Below are 16,292 nucleotides of genomic sequence, written 5' to 3' on the forward strand. Positions count from 1 at the left end.
TAAAAAGCCGTAGTATCTAAAAAAGGGCATAGATCCAGTTATGAACTGTCCCGCCCTTTCTTAGATACACGCTATGTGATTAAACTAATTCAATGACAGCCATTGGTGCGCCATCGCCGCGACGAGGTCCAAGCTTCATGATACGAGTGTATCCACCTTGGCGATCTTCGTAGCGAGTTGCAACGTCAGCGAATAATTTTTGAAGTGCATCTTGGTTTGTTTCAGCGTTAGCTACTTCATTACGAATGTAAGCTGCAGCTTGACGGCGAGCATGAAGATCTCCGCGTTTGCCAAGAGTGATCATTTTTTCAACTACAGAGCGAAGTTCTTTCGCACGTGTTTCAGTTGTTTCGATGCGTTCGTTGATGATCAAATCAGTCGTTAGGTCACGAAGCATTGCTTTACGTTGTGCACTAGTGCGTCCTAGCTTTCTGTATGCCATGTGATGTCCCCTCCTTAGTTAGAGAATGCTGTATGAATAAAAAACACACGAAAATCCTAGTTCACAATGAAACTAGTCAATCGTCTTTACGAAGACCCAGTCCAAGTTCTTCTAGTTTCGCTTTCACTTCTTCAAGAGATTTACGTCCAAGGTTACGAACTTTCATCATATCCTCTTCTGTCTTGTTAGCAAGCTCTTGAACAGTGTTAATACCCGCACGCTTCAAACAGTTGTAAGAACGAACAGAAAGATCAAGCTCTTCAATTGTCATTTCAAGCACTTTTTCTTTTTGGTCTTCTTCTTTCTCAACCATGATTTCAGCATGCTGAGCTTCGTCAGTTAACCCAACGAAAATATTCAGGTGTTCAGTTAAAATCTTAGAACCTAGAGCGATCGCTTCTTTCGGTCCTGTGCTTCCATCAGTCCATACATCTAGTGTTAATTTATCATAGTTTGTGATTTGCCCAACACGGGTGTTCTCCACTTGATAAGTCACACGAGATACAGGTGTATAGATTGAGTCGATCGGAATCACACCGATTGGCTGATCGTCTCTTTTGTTTGCATCAGCAGGATTATACCCGCGACCTCTTTGTGCAGTTAAGCGAACACGGAAGCTCGCATTCTTGCCAAGAGTTGCGATGTGAAGATCTGGATTTAAGATTTCAATATCGCTGTCGTGTGTAATATCAGCAGCTGTTACAGTACCTTCATCTTGTACATCAATTTCAAGCGTCTTCTCTTCTTCAGAGTAGATTTTGAGTGCAAGCTTTTTAATGTTTAAGATAATCGTTGTAACATCTTCAACCACGCCTTCGATCGTTGAGAATTCGTGTAAGACACCATCTATCTGGATCGATGTTACAGCTGCACCAGGAAGTGAGGATAAAAGGATACGACGAAGGGAGTTCCCTAAAGTGGTACCATATCCACGCTCAAGTGGCTCTACGACAAACTTGCCATACTTGGCATCGTCGCTGATTTCAACCGTTTCGATTTTTGGTTTTTCAATTTCGATCATCTAATAAAACCCTCCTTCAAAACGTCGAAACCTCGAATAGAATCATATGAGATTCCATCCGAAATTCCTCATTGTTTAGTCCCGTATGTGCTCAGGCAACGAGTCGTGTATTCGTCTCATAAATAACTGTATCATAACCCATTATTGACAGGGACACAAAATCTATACAAACAAATTACACGCGGCGACGTTTTGGTGGACGGCATCCGTTATGAGGAACTGGAGTTACGTCTCTGATTGCAGTAACTTCAAGACCTGCAGCTTGAAGCGCACGAATTGCAGCTTCACGACCAGAACCAGGACCTTTAACAGTTACTTCAAGTGTTTTAAGACCATGTTCGATAGAACCTTTAGCCGCAGTTTCAGCAGCCATTTGTGCAGCGAAAGGAGTAGATTTACGAGAACCTCTGAATCCTAATGCACCAGCACTTGACCAAGAAATTGCGTTTCCATGAACATCAGTAATCGTTACAATCGTGTTGTTGAAAGTGGAACGGATATGAGCGATTCCAGCTTCAATATTCTTTTTCACGCGACGTTTACGCGTATTTTGTTTACGAGCAGCAGCCATTCTTTAACTACCTCCTTTACTTATTTTTTCTTGTTAGCTACAGTACGACGCGGACCTTTACGAGTACGCGCGTTGTTTTTTGTGTTTTGTCCACGAACAGGAAGTCCTCTACGATGACGGATTCCGCGGTAGCTTCCGATTTCAATTAGACGCTTAATGTTAAGTGAAACTTCACGACGAAGGTCACCTTCTACTTTAAGTTTGTCAATGATATCACGGATTTTACCAAGTTCGTCTTCAGTTAGATCGCGAACGCGAGTGTCTTCAGAAACACCTGCTTCTTTAAGGACTTGTTGCGCAGTCGTACGACCAATTCCAAAAACATATGTTAAAGAAATGACAACACGTTTATCACGTGGAATATCTACACCAGCAATACGAGCCATGATTTGGGCACCTCCTTGTTATTAGCCTTGTTTTTGTTTATGTTTTGGGTTTTCACAGATCACCATTACTTTTCCTTTTCTGCGAATCACTTTACATTTTTCACAGATAGGTTTAACAGATGGTCTCACTTTCATGTGTTTCCAACCTCCTTCTTCCGGAGTTGCTTTATTTGTAACGGTACGTAATTCTACCACGAGTTAAGTCATATGGAGATAATTCTACCGTAACTTTGTCTCCAGGTAAAATGCGAATGAAGTGCATACGGATTTTTCCTGATACATGAGCCAAAACTGTATGACCATTCTCTAGTTCAACTTTGAACATTGCATTTGGCAAAGTTTCTGCTACAGTACCTTCCACTTCAATTACATCGTCTTTCGCCATTCAAGTGTTCTCCCTTCTTCAAATCAGTAACTTGCTCTCTGACAAATGTCCAAATGAGATCATCTCAATTGTCCATCTATCACCCGACCTGTTTTGAATATACTGTTCTGAACTTCCGGAGATACGCAACCATAAAAGGTTATATGATTGATATTTTTTCTTAGGAGAATGAAATTTACGCTTTTCTCCGTCTGCGATTAGTACATGGCAGCCACCGAACATGCCGATGACACCTGTATACTGATCTTGTTCTTTCCTTTGGACTATACAGACAACCTGCCCGATTTGGGCCTGAAAGGCTTCAGTGAAGACCTAAATCTTAGTCAGTATATCAAAACCTGTATCTGTAATCGCAATCGTATGCTCAAAGTGAGCACACTTTTTCCCATCAACCGTTACAACCGTCCAGTTATCAGCCAATGTTTTCACATATCGGCTGCCTGCGTTCACCATCGGTTCGATGGCCAACACCATTCCAGGTTTTAGCCGCGGGCCTTTGTTGGGCGGACCATAATGAGGAATTTGAGGGTCCTCATGAAGATCCTGTCCGACCCCATGTCCAACATATTCTCTAACAACTGAGAAATTCTCGTTTTCTACATACGTTTGTATGGCATGGGAAATGTTCGACAGACGTTCGCCTGGCTTTGCTTCCTGTAAGCCTTTATATAGAGATTCCTCTGTGACTTCCAGTAGTTTGCGGTCTTCATCACTGATTACCCCAACTGGATAAGTCCAAGCAGAGTCACCATGATAGCCATTTAACTTTGCGCCAATATCGATACTAATGATGTCGCCATCACGTAAAACCCGTTTACCAGGAATACCGTGAACGAGTTCTTCATTCACCGAAACGCAAATGCTCCCGCGAAAACCATTATACCCTTTAAAAGATGGGATTGCACCCTGCTTTGTAATAAAACGTTCGGCAATTTGATCCAATTCTTTTGTCGAAATACCTGGTTTTATGTGTTTCTTCAGCTCTTCATGAGTCAGTGCGACAATGCGTCCAGCTTCTCTCATAATCTCAAGCTCGCGAGGAGTTTTACAGATAATCATTTATTTAATCCCCCAAGCAGGTTCTTGATATCTGCATATACATCGTTAATGTGCTTCGCACCATCAATGTTTGCAAGATATCCTTTTTCTGAATAGAAGTTCAGTAAAGGTTCAGTCTGCTTTAAGTTTACTTCAAGTCTAGTCGAAACGGTTTCTGCATTATCATCTGCACGTTGATAAAGCTCGCCTCCACACTTATCGCAAACATTTTCTTTCGCAGGTGGATTGAATACTAAATGATATGTCGCTCCGCAATTTTTGCAAATTCTTCGGCCAGTCAGACGCTCCATCAAAGCATCTTTATCGACTTTAATATTAATGACATAATCAATCGTTCTGCCAAGGTCCTTTAGAATTTCTTCTAAAGCTTCAGCCTGAGCGACTGTTCGCGGAAATCCGTCCAGAAGAAAACCTTGTTCACAATCATTTTTGCCAAGTCTTTCTCTAACAATACCGATTGTGACCTCATCAGGAACAAGCTCTCCTTTATCGATAAAGGATTTTGCTTCGAGCCCAAGTTGTGTCTCCTCTTTCATAGCAGCGCGGAACATATCTCCTGTTGAGATATGAGGGATCCCATAATCATCAACAATTCGTTCTGCCTGAGTGCCTTTACCAGCACCCGGAAGCCCCATTAAGACTAAGTTCATTTCGGATTTCCCCTTCCTTACTTAGAGAGGTTGGGCAGAAGCCCAGCCCTCTGTTTTATTTCATAAATCCACGGTAGTTTCGTTTCACTAATTGGCTTTCAAGCTGTTTCATTGTTTCAAGTGCAACACCTACAACAATGAGAAGACTTGTGCCGCCAATTTGTGCAGCGGAAGGTAATCCAGCGAATTGAATGAAAAAGATAGGAAGTATTGAAATCACGGCTAAGAAAATGGCGCCCACAAACGTGAGTCGGTACAAAATGCTCGTAATTCTATCTTGAGTCATTTTCCCTGGACGAACTCCCGGGATATAGCCACCCTGCTTTTGCAGATTTTCAGCCATTTGTTCAGGATTCACTTGGACAAAGGCATAAAAATATGTGAAAGCAACAATCAGTGCTACATAAATCGTCATACCGATTGGCTTAGTATAGTCAAAGTTGTTGGTTATCCAAGTTGTCACATTATTGGTTCCGAAGAACGATGCAACCGTCTGCGGAGTAATAATGAAAGAAACGGCAAAGATGACTGGAATCACCCCTGCTGGATTCACTTTCAATGGAAGGTGCGTTGCTTGACTAGCAGACATTTGTGCACGGCCAGTTCCTTTTGAATATTGAATCGCAATCTTTCTCACTGCCATTTGAATGTAAATAACACCGATAACAATGACAAGGATAGCAATAACAATAAGGGCAATTTTCAGGATTTGCATGAACAGCTGTCCATCTCCACCCACAAATTGCTGAGCGTACACTTGTTTTAATGTTTGAGGGATACCTGCGATGATACCGGCAAAGATAATAATCGAAATACCGTTACCAACACCGTGAGCAGTAATCTGCTCTCCTAGCCACATTAAAAATGCTGTTCCCGCAGTGAGTACGACCGCAATTAAGAGGTACGTTGAAACACCTGGGTTTTCAATCAGCATGCCTCCTGCCATATTGTTGAATCCATATGACATTCCTAACGCCTGGATAAAACCTAGAACAATTGTAAAATACCTTGTGAATTGTGCTAATTTTCGGCGGCCAACCTCTCCTTGCTTTGACCACTCAGTGAACTTCGGAACAACATCCATCTGCAAGAGCTGAATGATGATCGAAGCAGTGATATACGGCATAATCCCCATTGCAAGAATGGAGAATTGGAAAAGTGCCCCGCCCCCAAACGTGTTGAGGATCCCGAAAACACTCATTTGATCCTGTGCCTGGAGAACTTCGGCGTTCACATTAGGCACAGGGATGAAAGCACCTATACGAAAGACGATTAACATTAAAAGAGTGAATATAATCTTATTCCGTATATCTTTCACGCGCATAAAATTGGAGATTGTCTTAAACAAGTTAGATCACCTCGGCTGTACCGCCAGCAGCTTCAATAGCTTCTTTCGCAGAAGCAGAGAATTTATTGGCTTTTACAGTTAATTTTTTTTCTAATTTACCGTTGCCAAGAATTTTTACTCCTGCTTTTAACTTGCTTATTGCACCAGTCTCTAGAAGAAGTTCAGGAGTTACTTCCGTTCCTTCGTCAAAACTGTTTAATCTGTCTAAGTTGATAACCGCGTAATCTTTACGGTTGATGTTTGTAAAACCACGTTTTGGAAGACGTTGGAATAAAGGCATTTGACCACCTTCGAAACCAGGGCGTACACCGCCGCCAGAACGAGCGTTTTGACCTTTATGACCTTTACCAGAAGTTTTACCGTTACCTGATCCAATACCACGACCAACACGGTTGCGTACTTTACGTGAACCTTCTGAAGGCTTCAATTCATGAAGTTTCATTTGGGCACCTCCTTATCGATTAAAAATGTTTTATTGTTCTTTAACAGAAACTAAATGAGACACCTTGTTAATCATGCCGCGGATCGCTGCATTGTCTTCATGTACGACTGTTTGGTTTGTTTTCTTAAGACCAAGAGTACGAACAGTGACACGCTGATCTTCTGGGCGACCGATTACACTGCGTTTGAGGGTAATTTCTAATTTATTTGCCATTAATGTTCCCTCCTTATCCTAACAGGTCTTCTACAGATTTTCCACGAAGCTTCGCAACGTCTTCAGCACGTTTAAGTTCACTTAAACCCTGAAGTGTTGCGCGGATCATGTTGATCGGTGTATTAGAACCTAGAGATTTAGAAAGGATATCAGCTAGACCAGCAAGCTCAAGAACCGCACGCACTGGGCCTCCAGCGATAACTCCTGTACCTTCTGAAGCAGGCTTCAATAGAACGTTTCCTGCACCGAATCGACCGATGATTTCATGTGGAATTGTAGTTCCAACCATTGGTACTTCAATTAAATTCTTTTTCGCATCTTCAACAGCTTTGCGGATCGCTTCTGGTACTTCTTGTGCTTTACCAGTACCGAAACCTACATGACCGTTTTTGTCACCGACAACAACTAAAGCTGCAAAACGGAAACGACGTCCACCTTTAACAACTTTCGCTACGCGGTTAACCGTAACTAAGCGTTCTTCTAACTCTAATTTGCTTTGGTCAATACGACTCATTCGGATGTGTCCCTCCTTCTTTTATTAAAATTTAAGTCCAGCCTCACGAGCAGCTTCAGCTAGAGCTTTTACACGTCCATGATATAAGTATCCTCCGCGGTCAAATACCACGTTAGAGATTCCTTTTTCAACAGCACGTTTTGCAACAAGTTCGCCAACTTTAGTAGCAGCTGCAGCGTCAGAACTATTCTCGATCTTTAACTCTTTATCAAGAGTAGAAGCACTTACAAGTGTTACACCGTTAACATCATCAATTACTTGAGCGTAGATGTTCTTGTTAGAACGGAAAACGTTAAGGCGAGGTCTTTCAGCAGTACCTGAAAGTTTCGCACGAACACGAGCGTGTCTTTTAAGACGAGTAGCGTTTTTGCTAGTTTTCGTAATCATCCGAGTCACTCCTTTCTTCACATTAAGCGATCTTACTTACCAGTTTTTCCTTCTTTACGGCGAACGAATTCACCTTCGTAACGAATTCCTTTACCTTTGTAAGGCTCTGGAGAACGGACAGCGCGGATGTTAGAAGCTAGAGCTCCCACACGCTCTTTATCGATACCTTTAATGACTACTTTCGTTTGAGATGGAACTTCGATTTCAACTCCAGCCTCAGGAACGATTTCAACTGGATGAGAGTATCCAACGTTAAGAACAAGTTTGTTTCCAGATTTAGCTGCACGGTAACCGACACCGATAAGTTCTAAACCTCTTTCGAAACCTTTAGATACACCTTCAACCATGTTTGCAATCAAGCTACGTGTTGTACCATGTAATGCACGGTGTTCTTTATGTTCAGACGGGCGGCTTACAGTTAAGACGCTGTCCTCAATTTTAATTTCCATATCAGGGTGAAATGTACGAGTTAGTTCACCTTTTGGTCCCTTTACTGTCACTGTGTTATCGTTGTTTGTCACAGTAACTCCTGAAGGGATCTCGATTAGTTTTTTACCTATACGAGACATACCAAGCACCTCCATTCATCTTAAACTTTTTTTACCATACGTAAGCAAGTACTTCTCCACCAGCTTGTTTAGCACGGGCTTCTTTGTCCGATAAAACACCTTGTGATGTAGAAATAATTGCGATTCCAAGTCCGTTAAGTACACGTGGTACTTCATTTGATTTCGCATATACACGTAAACCAGGTTTACTGATTCTTTTTAGACCAGTGATAACACGCTCGTTGTTTTGGCCATATTTAAGGAACATACGGATAATTCCTTGTTTGCTGTCTTCAACATATTCAACGTCACGGATAAAACCTTCACGCTTTAAGATTTCAGCAATTTCTCTTTTGATTTTTGAAGCCGGTACTTCTAGCTTCTCATGACGTACCATGTTCGCATTGCGAATACGAGTCAGCAAATCTGCAATCGGATCTGTCATAACCATTATTTAATAACCTCCTTCCCATTTATGGGGATTACCAGCTGGCTTTTTTAACGCCAGGAATTTGTCCTTTATATGCAAGTTCGCGGAAACAAATACGGCAAAGTTTAAACTTGCGAATTACTGAATGTGGACGTCCACAACGTTCGCAGCGCGTATACTCTTGAACTTTAAACTTTTGTTTGCGTTGTTGTTTCGCAATCATAGACTTTTTAGCCACGATTTCGCCTCCCTTTCATTGATTATTTCTGGAACGGCATACCTACTTGAGTTAATAACTCACGTGCTTCTTCGTCCGTATTGGCAGTCGTAACGATAACGATATCCATACCGCGGACTTTTGTTACTTTATCGTAATCAATTTCTGGGAAGATTAACTGTTCTTTAATACCAAGCGTGTAGTTTCCACGACCGTCGAAAGATTTCTTAGAAATCCCGCGGAAGTCACGTACACGTGGTAAAGATACAGAAATAAGTTTATCAAGGAAATCGTACATGCGCTCTCCGCGAAGTGTTACTTTCGCACCGATTGGCATTCCTTCACGTAGACGGAATCCAGCAATAGACTTCTTCGCACGAGTAACGACAGGTTTTTGACCAGCGATAAACGTTAATTCTTCAACAGCAGTATCGATTGCTTTAGCGTTTTGAACAGCGTCACCAACACCCATGTTGATCACGATTTTTTCGATTTTTGGCACTTGCATTACTGATTTGTATTCAAACTTAGAAACTAATGCAGGTGTAATTTCTTTTACATACTTTTCTTTAAGGCGGTTCATGAGAAAGACCTCCCTTCCTTATTTACTATTTATCTAGAACTTGCCCAGATTTTTTCGCTACACGGACTTTCTTTCCGTCCTCAACTTTATACCCAACACGTGTCACTTCACCCGTTTTAGGATCAAGCGGCATTACGTTTGATACGTGGATCGGCGCTTCTTGTTCAGAAATTCCGCCCTGAGGGTTAGCTTGGGTTGGTTTAGAGTGTTTTTTCACAAGGTTAATACCTTCTACTAAAACACGGTCATTCTTAGGGAAAGCAGCAAGGATGACTCCTTGTTTACCTTTATCTTTACCAGAGATAACCACTACTTTATCGCCCTTTTTAACATGCATTTAATCGCACCTCCTTGAGTCGCGGATTGTATTCATTAAAGTACTTCTGGTGCTAGAGAAACAATTTTCATATAGTTGTTTTCACGAAGTTCACGTGCTACTGGTCCGAAGATACGAGTTCCACGCGGGCTCTTGTCGTCACGGATAATGACACATGCATTTTCATCGAAACTGATGTAAGATCCATCGTTTCTGCGAGCTCCGCTCTTTGTACGAACGATAACTGCTTTCACAACTTCACCTTTTTTGACAACGCCTCCTGGTGTTGCTTGTTTAACCGTACAAACAATGACATCACCGATGTTAGCCGTCTTACGTCCAGAGCCACCAAGAACTTTAATCGTTAGTACTTCGCGTGCGCCAGAGTTGTCAGCTACTTTTAAACGAGTCTCCTGTTGAATCATTAATGTTACCTCCTTTCGGAAAAAGAAATCCGAACTTTATTAGATAATAACGGCTTCTTCGACAACTTCAACTAGACGAAAGCGTTTAGTCGCAGATAAAGGACGAGTTTCCATGACCTTTACGATGTCTCCGATTTTTGCTTGGTTGTTTTCATCATGTGCTTTGAACTTCTTAGAGTATCTTACACGTTTGCCATAAAGTGAATGCTTTTTGTATGTTTCAACTACAACAGTGATGGTTTTATCCATTTTGTCAGAAACAACACGACCTTGATACACTTTACGTTGGTTACGTTCGCTCATGTTTGCGGGGCCTCCCCTCTAATTATTATTTATTAGCAGCGATTTCTCTTTGACGAATCACAGTTTTCATGCGTGCGATTGATTTACGCACTTCACGAATGCGAGCAGTGTTTTCAAGCTGCCCAGTCGCTAATTGGAAACGAAGATTGAAAAGTTCTTCTTTAAGAGACTTTACTTTTTGTTCAATTTCAGCAGTGGTAAGGTCACGAATTTCATTAGCTTTCATTTGATTCACCACCAATTTCTTCACGTTTTACGAACTTCGTTTTAATTGGCAATTTGTGAGATGCAAGACGAAGAGCTTCACGAGCAACTTCTTCAGACACACCAGAAATTTCAAATAAAACTTTGCCCGGTTTTACTACAGCTACCCATCCTTCTGGAGCACCTTTACCGGAACCCATGCGGACTTCTAGAGGTTTAGCTGTGTATGGCTTAGAAGGGAAAATTTTAATCCAAACTTTACCGCCACGTTTCATGTAACGAGTCATAGCAATACGAGCAGCTTCGATTTGACGGTTCGTGATCCAAGAAGCTTCAAGAGCTTGGATACCGTACTCACCGAAATGTACTTCAGTGCCACCTTTTGCACGACCACGCATTTTCCCACGATGTTCTCTGCGATACTTCACGCGTTTTGGCAATAACATATTATTTTCCTCCTTCCGCAGTATTCTTCTTAGTTGGAAGGACTTCTCCACGATAGATCCATACTTTTACGCCAAGCTTACCATAAGTAGTGTCAGCTTCAGCAGTAGCATAGTCGATGTCAGCACGAAGTGTGTGCAACGGAACAGTACCTTCACTGTAATATTCAGAACGAGCAATATCTGCACCGCCAAGACGACCAGAAACCATTGTTTTGATTCCTTGTGCTCCAGCACGCATTGTGCGTTGGATTGTTTGTTTTTGTGCACGACGGAATGAAATACGATTTTCAAGTTGACGAGCGATGTTTTCAGCAACTAGCTGAGCATCAAGATCTGCTCTCTTGATTTCAAGAATGTTGATGTGTACACGTTTGCCAGTTAGGCTGTTAAGAGCTTTACGAAGTGCTTCAACTTCAGATCCGCCTTTACCAATTACCATACCTGGTTTAGCCGTGTGGATTGTGATATTTACGCGGTTTGCAGCACGTTCGATTTCTACTTTAGAAACAGACGCGTCAGACAAACGCTTGCTGATGAATTCACGGATTTTCAAGTCTTCATGTAAGAAGTCAGCGTAATCTTTTCCTGCGAACCATTTAGATTCCCAATCACGAATGACGCCAATACGAAGACCTACTGGATTTACCTTTTGACCCACGGATTATCCCTCCTTCTTTTCTGATACAACGATTGTAATGTGGCTAGTACGTTTGTTAATTGCGCTCGCACGACCCATAGCACGTGGACGGAATCTCTTAAGTGTTGGACCTTCGTCAACGAATGCTTGAGTAATCACTAGGCTGTTAGCGTCCAACTCGTAGTTGTGCTCAGCGTTTGCGATAGCAGATTTTAATACTTTTTCAATAATTGGTGAAGCAGCCTTAGGTGTAAGGTTTAAGATAGAAACTGCTTCTCCTACTTGCTTACCTCGGATCAGGTCCATTACTAGACGTGCTTTACGAGGAGCAATACGGACTGTTCTTGCGACAGCTTTAGCTTGCATTTAAAAGCCTCCTCTCATTAGCGTCTTGTTTTTTTATCGTCACTAGCATGACCTTTGTAAGTACGGCTTGGTGCGAATTCGCCCAATTTGTGACCTACCATATCTTCAGAAATGAAAACAGGTACATGTTTGCGTCCGTCATAGACAGCGATTGTGTGACCGATGAATTGTGGGAAAATTGTAGAACGACGAGACCAAGTTTTTACGACTTGCTTTTTGTCAGTTTCATTCAATTTCTCGACTTTAGCCATCAAATGATCATCAACAAATGGTCCTTTTTTTAAGCTGCGAGCCATTGTGGAACCTCCCTTCGTGATTGAACTACGGTCCTAAATGAACCGTAGACAACCCCGTTACTTGTTTTTACGACGACGTACAATGAATTTATCAGACTTGTTGGTTTTCTTACGAGTCTTGAATCCAAGAGTCGGTTTACCCCATGGAGACATTGGTGATTTACGTCCGATTGGAGCGCGTCCTTCACCACCACCGTGTGGGTGATCGTTAGGGTTCATTACAGAACCACGAACTGTTGGGCGTACGCCTTTCCAGCGAGAACGTCCAGCTTTACCGATGTTAATTAATTCGTGTTGTTCGTTTCCAACTTGACCGATAGTCGCACGGCAAGCAGAAAGAATCATGCGAACTTCTCCTGAGTTCAAACGTACAAGAACGTATTTACCTTCTTTACCAAGAACTTGAGCAGAAGTACCAGCAGAACGAACTAATTGTCCACCTTTACCTGGTTTTAATTCAATGTTATGCACAACTGTACCAACTGGGATGTTGATAAGTGGAAGAGCATTACCTGGTTTGATGTCAGCTTCTGGTCCAGAAGTAACTTCAGTACCAACTTGGATTCCTTTCGGAGCAAGAATGTAACGTTTCTCACCATCTGCATAGTTTACAAGAGCGATGTTCGCTGAACGGTTTGGATCATACTCGATTGTAGCAACGCGTCCAGGTATACCGTCTTTATCACGCTTAAAGTCGATGATACGGTATTGACGTTTATGACCGCCACCTTGATGACGAACAGTCAATCTACCTTGGTTGTTACGTCCGCCTTTTCTGTGAAGCGGTGCAAGCAACGATTTTTCTGGTTTGTCAGTCGTGATTTCAGCAAAATCTGAAGTAGTCATGCCACGACGACCATTACTGGTTGGTTTATACTTTTTAATCGCCATTTTGAATTTCCCTCCTTCTTTTTAAGATTTACGCTTCAAAAATTTCGATTTCTTTGCTGTCAGCAGTTAATTTCACGATCGCTTTTCTGCGACGGCTAGTCATACCAGTGTAGCGTCCAACGCGTTTAGATTTTCCTTTGTAGTTTTGAACGTTGACTTTCTCAACTTTCACTCCAAAGATTTCTTCAACAGCGTCTTTCACTTCTGTTTTGTTAGCTCTGACATCAACTTCGAACGTGTACTTCTTCTCTGTCATTAGATCAGCAGAACGTTCAGTAATGATAGGGCGCTTTAGAACATCACGAGGATCTTTCATTATGCAAGTCCCTCCTCTACTTTTTCAACCGCTGCTTTAGTGATCAGAAGTTTGTCGTGGTTGACAACGTCAAGAACGTTGATACCGTTAGCTTCAACAACTGTTACTCCAGGGATGTTACGAGCAGATAAAGCAACTGTTTCGTTTGCATCCGCAGTGACGATCAACGCTTTCTTCTCAACAGATAATCCTTTAAGGATGCCTGCGAATTCTTTCGTTTTCACTGCATCAAGAGTCAAATCTTCAAGAACGATGATGTTGTTGTCGATTACTTTAGAAGACAATACTGACTTGATAGCCAAGCGGCGAACTTTTTTAGGTAATTTATATGAATAACTGCGTGGTGTTGGACCGAATACGATACCGCCTCCGCGCCATTGTGGTGAACGAATAGAACCTTGACGAGCACGACCTGTACCCTTCTGTCTCCAAGGCTTACGACCTCCGCCACGTACTTCAGAACGAGTTTTTACTTTATGAGTTCCTTGACGTAAGGAAGCTCTTTGCATAAGAATAGCATCGAATACTACGCTTTCGTTTGGCTCGATTCCAAACACAGAAGCGTTTAATTCGATTTCACCGTTAGTAGAACCGTTTTGGTTAAATAATGCTACTTTTGGCATGACTTGTTTCCTCCTTTCCTAAGAGAGTTATTTAGATTTAACTGCACTCTTTACAGTTACTAGAGATTTTTTAGCTCCTGGTACATTTCCTTTGATCAATAGTAGATTGCGTTCTGCATCAACTTTAACGATCTCAAGGTTTTGGACAGTGATTTGCTCTCCGCCCATACGACCTGGAAGAAGTTTACCTTTGAATACTCGGTTTGGATCAACAGGTCCCATTGAACCAGGACGACGGTGGTAACGTGAACCGTGAGTCATTGGTCCGCGTGATTGTCCGTGGCGCTTGATAGCCCCTTGGAATCCTTTACCTTTTGATGTTCCTGTTACATCTACGATATCTCCATTTGCGAAAATATCAACTTTGACTTCCTGACCAACTTCATACGCATCTAACTCCGCACCGCGTAATTCTTTTACGAAGCGCTTAGGAGCAGTTTCCGCTTTAGCAACGTGGCCCTTCTCTGGTTTGTTAGAAAGCTTTTCACGTTTGTCGTCAAAACCGATTTGGATTGCTTCATAGCCATCCGTGTCAGTAGTCTTCTTTTGAAGAACAACGTTAGCAGCAGCCTCAACAACAGTTACAGGGATAAGATCACCGTTTTCTGCGAATACTTGCGTCATACCAATTTTTCTACCTAAGATTCCTTTGGTCATTAGTCACACCTCCTATAATATGTGTTTTCTATTTGAATTAAAGTTTGATTTCGATATCTACACCAGATGGTAAATCTAAACGCATAAGTGCATCAACTGTTTGTGGAGTTGGATTCACGATGTCGATTAGACGTTTGTGAGTACGCATCTCAAATTGCTCACGAGAATCTTTGTACTTATGCACCGCACGAAGGATTGTGTAAACTGATTTTTCAGTTGGAAGCGGGATTGGACCAGATACACTAGCACCAGAACGCTTAGCCGTTTCAACAATCTTCTCAGCAGATTGATCAAGAATTCTATGATCATATGCTTTTAAACGAATACGAATTTTTTGTTTTGCCATTATTTTCCCTCCTTTTCGCCTACTTACGTTAGACAGTTCTCCGTGAGAAAAACCTGATCACCTTGCCATGGCAAAGCGGCCGGGTGTGTCAGCAACCTCTCACTTCATCGCAGTCAAAGACCAACATGCACTATTGTACCAAATTGGCCTGCGTGTTGCAATAATAAATCGGATAAATTTATGATTTGCACACTTTTCATATTATACAGGGGTTCAGCCTATAAATCAAGCTTTCCCTGAAGATGATGTACAGCAGTCTTTTTTATGGTACGGATAAATTCTTCTGGTTCTTCTAGATGCGGGGAATGTGCAGATTCTTTAAAGGTGAACCATTCTTTGATTGGTGCTGTTAATTGATCAACATATGGTTTTGATACAGCAGCTGGTGTAATCATGTCATATGCGCCAATGATAAAGTAGCAAGGTATTAATATAGTAGAAACTCGGTATTCAATGCTCTCATTCATCAATTCATCCCATAGCATGTCCTGACTAAACTTCTGTCCTTTAAGGAACTTCCACTTATCTTTCAGCTGATATTCCTTACTAAAAAGAAATCCGCGCAGCATTTGAATAAGCGGCCTCCACCTATGTGTGAGACCTACGCTTCCGACCTCTTTATAGAGAGAGAACAGAGCATGAGCTGATAATCGTTTCCACGGAGGAGGCGTCAGTAATCGCAGGCACCAAGTAAACAACCGATTCCGATGGTGTTTCTCCAAAAGGAGCTCGTACGACACAATATCTTCTTTTAATACATCTACTACCTGACTAATTCCATAATAAGCATGATATAGATCTGGACGCTTATGTACTGCTTGTATGGCGATTAATGATCCCCATGAATATCCTGCGATGTACAATTTTGATTGACCTAGATATGAAAGGACTTTCTCTGTCAGTTCAATCGTATCTTCAATAAATTGCTGAATGGTCATGGAAGTATCGGGAAGATTCTTTTGATAGGAAAGTCCCGCGCCTCGCTGATCCCAATGAACTACTGTAAAATCTTGATTAAGTTCCTCATGAAACGAGTCGATATAGCTGATTTGAGCGGAGCCGGGCCCACCGTGTAAAAATAAAAGAACAGGCTTTGCTTCATTTGTGTGATCTTCTTTGATCATAATCCATTGGTCAACCCCGCCGATTAACCATTTCTTCAAATATATCTTCGCCATTCCAGTGATCCTCTCGGTTCCAATTAGATTCTATAGCTTATAGTAGCCGTTCTGATCTGGAAAAGCAAAAAAAGAGACCCTTTTGCAAGGAG

The 16,292-nt window shown here is 41.9% G+C and carries 31 protein-coding genes and 1 pseudogene; all 32 read right to left on the reverse strand.

What is annotated here, in order from left to right; translation table 11 throughout:
- Window positions 1-79: 79 nt before the first annotated feature.
- Window positions 80-442 (reverse strand): 50S ribosomal protein L17, encoded by a 363-nt coding sequence (gene rplQ / locus C6Y02_RS17780; RefSeq protein ID WP_003216944.1) that lies wholly within the window; start codon window positions 440-442, stop codon window positions 80-82.
- A 76-nt stretch (window positions 443-518) separates the two neighbouring features.
- Window positions 519-1,463: a DNA-directed RNA polymerase subunit alpha gene (locus tag C6Y02_RS17785; RefSeq protein ID WP_003217009.1), complete on the reverse strand. Its 945-nt coding sequence runs from the start codon at window positions 1,461-1,463 to the stop codon at window positions 519-521.
- Between the two features lie 175 nt (window positions 1,464-1,638).
- Window positions 1,639-2,034, reverse strand: coding sequence for a 30S ribosomal protein S11 (rpsK, locus tag C6Y02_RS17790; RefSeq protein WP_003217231.1), 396 nt, complete (start codon window positions 2,032-2,034; stop codon window positions 1,639-1,641).
- A gap of 20 nt (window positions 2,035-2,054) precedes the next feature.
- Window positions 2,055-2,420 (reverse strand): 30S ribosomal protein S13, encoded by a 366-nt coding sequence (gene rpsM / locus C6Y02_RS17795; protein WP_003217023.1) that lies wholly within the window; start codon window positions 2,418-2,420, stop codon window positions 2,055-2,057.
- 21 nt (window positions 2,421-2,441) lie between these two features.
- A complete protein-coding gene (gene rpmJ / locus C6Y02_RS17800) occupies window positions 2,442-2,555 on the reverse strand; it encodes a 50S ribosomal protein L36 (RefSeq protein ID WP_003156543.1) in 114 nt (37 codons plus the stop codon).
- Between the two features lie 31 nt (window positions 2,556-2,586).
- Entirely contained in the window at window positions 2,587-2,805 is a 219-nt protein-coding gene (infA, locus tag C6Y02_RS17805) for a translation initiation factor IF-1 (RefSeq protein ID WP_003217190.1), read from the reverse strand.
- Window positions 2,783-3,090 (reverse strand): annotated as a pseudogene (locus tag C6Y02_RS19580) (KOW domain-containing RNA-binding protein). Before C6Y02_RS19580 ends, infA begins: the two are co-directional and overlap by 23 nt.
- Window positions 3,091-3,117: 27 nt before the next feature.
- Window positions 3,118-3,864, reverse strand: a complete 747-nt coding sequence (gene map, locus C6Y02_RS17815; protein WP_003217210.1) for a type I methionyl aminopeptidase — start codon at window positions 3,862-3,864, stop codon at window positions 3,118-3,120.
- Window positions 3,861-4,514 carry an adenylate kinase gene (locus C6Y02_RS17820; protein WP_034665602.1) on the reverse strand — a complete coding sequence of 218 codons (654 nt, stop codon included), beginning with the start codon at window positions 4,512-4,514 and terminating at the stop codon, window positions 3,861-3,863. Before C6Y02_RS17820 ends, map begins: the two co-directional genes overlap by 4 nt.
- Window positions 4,515-4,569: 55 nt before the next feature.
- On the reverse strand, window positions 4,570-5,862 hold the full coding sequence (gene secY, locus C6Y02_RS17825; protein WP_012008710.1) for a preprotein translocase subunit SecY: 1,293 nt from the start codon (window positions 5,860-5,862) through the stop codon (window positions 4,570-4,572).
- A 1-nt stretch (window position 5,863) separates the two neighbouring features.
- Window positions 5,864-6,304, reverse strand: a complete 441-nt coding sequence (rplO, locus tag C6Y02_RS17830; protein ID WP_003216888.1) for a 50S ribosomal protein L15 — start codon at window positions 6,302-6,304, stop codon at window positions 5,864-5,866.
- Between the two features lie 30 nt (window positions 6,305-6,334).
- Window positions 6,335-6,517, reverse strand: coding sequence for a 50S ribosomal protein L30 (gene rpmD, locus C6Y02_RS17835; protein WP_003217067.1), 183 nt, complete (start codon window positions 6,515-6,517; stop codon window positions 6,335-6,337).
- Window positions 6,518-6,530: 13 nt separating this feature from the next.
- The gene (rpsE, locus tag C6Y02_RS17840) at window positions 6,531-7,031 is read right to left on the reverse strand and encodes a 30S ribosomal protein S5 (protein ID WP_003217179.1); all 501 of its coding nucleotides are present in this window, start codon (window positions 7,029-7,031) and stop codon (window positions 6,531-6,533) included.
- Between the two features lie 24 nt (window positions 7,032-7,055).
- Complete coding sequence (gene rplR, locus C6Y02_RS17845) at window positions 7,056-7,418, reverse strand: 50S ribosomal protein L18 (protein ID WP_003216951.1); 363 nt, start codon at window positions 7,416-7,418, stop codon at window positions 7,056-7,058.
- 32 nt (window positions 7,419-7,450) lie between these two features.
- Window positions 7,451-7,987, reverse strand: a complete 537-nt coding sequence (rplF, locus tag C6Y02_RS17850) for a 50S ribosomal protein L6 (RefSeq protein ID WP_106031906.1) — start codon at window positions 7,985-7,987, stop codon at window positions 7,451-7,453.
- Window positions 7,988-8,018: 31 nt separating this feature from the next.
- Window positions 8,019-8,417 (reverse strand): 30S ribosomal protein S8, encoded by a 399-nt coding sequence (gene rpsH / locus C6Y02_RS17855; protein ID WP_003217040.1) that lies wholly within the window; start codon window positions 8,415-8,417, stop codon window positions 8,019-8,021.
- 31 nt (window positions 8,418-8,448) lie between these two features.
- Window positions 8,449-8,634 (reverse strand): 30S ribosomal protein S14, encoded by a 186-nt coding sequence (rpsN, locus tag C6Y02_RS17860; protein ID WP_008356542.1) that lies wholly within the window; start codon window positions 8,632-8,634, stop codon window positions 8,449-8,451.
- Window positions 8,635-8,656: 22 nt separating this feature from the next.
- Window positions 8,657-9,196: a 50S ribosomal protein L5 gene (rplE, locus tag C6Y02_RS17865; RefSeq protein WP_003217159.1), complete on the reverse strand. Its 540-nt coding sequence runs from the start codon at window positions 9,194-9,196 to the stop codon at window positions 8,657-8,659.
- A 25-nt stretch (window positions 9,197-9,221) separates the two neighbouring features.
- The gene (gene rplX / locus C6Y02_RS17870; RefSeq protein ID WP_003217151.1) at window positions 9,222-9,533 is read right to left on the reverse strand and encodes a 50S ribosomal protein L24; all 312 of its coding nucleotides are present in this window, start codon (window positions 9,531-9,533) and stop codon (window positions 9,222-9,224) included.
- 35 nt (window positions 9,534-9,568) lie between these two features.
- Window positions 9,569-9,937, reverse strand: coding sequence for a 50S ribosomal protein L14 (gene rplN, locus C6Y02_RS17875; protein WP_003216882.1), 369 nt, complete (start codon window positions 9,935-9,937; stop codon window positions 9,569-9,571).
- A gap of 39 nt (window positions 9,938-9,976) precedes the next feature.
- Complete coding sequence (rpsQ, locus tag C6Y02_RS17880) at window positions 9,977-10,240, reverse strand: 30S ribosomal protein S17 (RefSeq protein WP_003216906.1); 264 nt, start codon at window positions 10,238-10,240, stop codon at window positions 9,977-9,979.
- 25 nt (window positions 10,241-10,265) lie between these two features.
- A complete protein-coding gene (gene rpmC / locus C6Y02_RS17885; protein ID WP_003217155.1) occupies window positions 10,266-10,466 on the reverse strand; it encodes a 50S ribosomal protein L29 in 201 nt (66 codons plus the stop codon).
- Complete coding sequence (gene rplP / locus C6Y02_RS17890) at window positions 10,456-10,890, reverse strand: 50S ribosomal protein L16 (RefSeq protein WP_003156478.1); 435 nt, start codon at window positions 10,888-10,890, stop codon at window positions 10,456-10,458. The genes rpmC and rplP overlap by 11 nt, the downstream gene beginning before the upstream one ends.
- Window position 10,891: 1 nt before the next feature.
- Complete coding sequence (gene rpsC / locus C6Y02_RS17895; protein WP_003217241.1) at window positions 10,892-11,548, reverse strand: 30S ribosomal protein S3; 657 nt, start codon at window positions 11,546-11,548, stop codon at window positions 10,892-10,894.
- A 3-nt stretch (window positions 11,549-11,551) separates the two neighbouring features.
- Window positions 11,552-11,893, reverse strand: coding sequence for a 50S ribosomal protein L22 (gene rplV / locus C6Y02_RS17900; RefSeq protein ID WP_007496316.1), 342 nt, complete (start codon window positions 11,891-11,893; stop codon window positions 11,552-11,554).
- A 17-nt stretch (window positions 11,894-11,910) separates the two neighbouring features.
- Window positions 11,911-12,189, reverse strand: a complete 279-nt coding sequence (gene rpsS / locus C6Y02_RS17905) for a 30S ribosomal protein S19 (protein ID WP_003216920.1) — start codon at window positions 12,187-12,189, stop codon at window positions 11,911-11,913.
- 57 nt (window positions 12,190-12,246) lie between these two features.
- Entirely contained in the window at window positions 12,247-13,080 is an 834-nt protein-coding gene (rplB, locus tag C6Y02_RS17910) for a 50S ribosomal protein L2 (RefSeq protein WP_007496314.1), read from the reverse strand.
- 28 nt (window positions 13,081-13,108) lie between these two features.
- On the reverse strand, window positions 13,109-13,396 hold the full coding sequence (gene rplW, locus C6Y02_RS17915; RefSeq protein ID WP_003217016.1) for a 50S ribosomal protein L23: 288 nt from the start codon (window positions 13,394-13,396) through the stop codon (window positions 13,109-13,111).
- Window positions 13,396-14,019, reverse strand: coding sequence for a 50S ribosomal protein L4 (rplD, locus tag C6Y02_RS17920; RefSeq protein WP_007496312.1), 624 nt, complete (start codon window positions 14,017-14,019; stop codon window positions 13,396-13,398). The genes rplW and rplD overlap by 1 nt, the downstream gene beginning before the upstream one ends.
- Before the next feature lie 27 nt (window positions 14,020-14,046).
- Window positions 14,047-14,676: a 50S ribosomal protein L3 gene (gene rplC / locus C6Y02_RS17925; protein WP_012008703.1), complete on the reverse strand. Its 630-nt coding sequence runs from the start codon at window positions 14,674-14,676 to the stop codon at window positions 14,047-14,049.
- A 37-nt stretch (window positions 14,677-14,713) separates the two neighbouring features.
- Complete coding sequence (gene rpsJ / locus C6Y02_RS17930) at window positions 14,714-15,022, reverse strand: 30S ribosomal protein S10 (protein ID WP_003156464.1); 309 nt, start codon at window positions 15,020-15,022, stop codon at window positions 14,714-14,716.
- A 218-nt stretch (window positions 15,023-15,240) separates the two neighbouring features.
- Window positions 15,241-16,200: an alpha/beta fold hydrolase gene (locus C6Y02_RS17935; RefSeq protein WP_106031907.1), complete on the reverse strand. Its 960-nt coding sequence runs from the start codon at window positions 16,198-16,200 to the stop codon at window positions 15,241-15,243.
- Window positions 16,201-16,292 lie beyond the last annotated feature (92 nt).

Source organism: Bacillus sp. NMCC4, from assembly GCF_002998555.1.
Taxonomy (GTDB): domain Bacteria; phylum Bacillota; class Bacilli; order Bacillales; family Bacillaceae; genus Bacillus.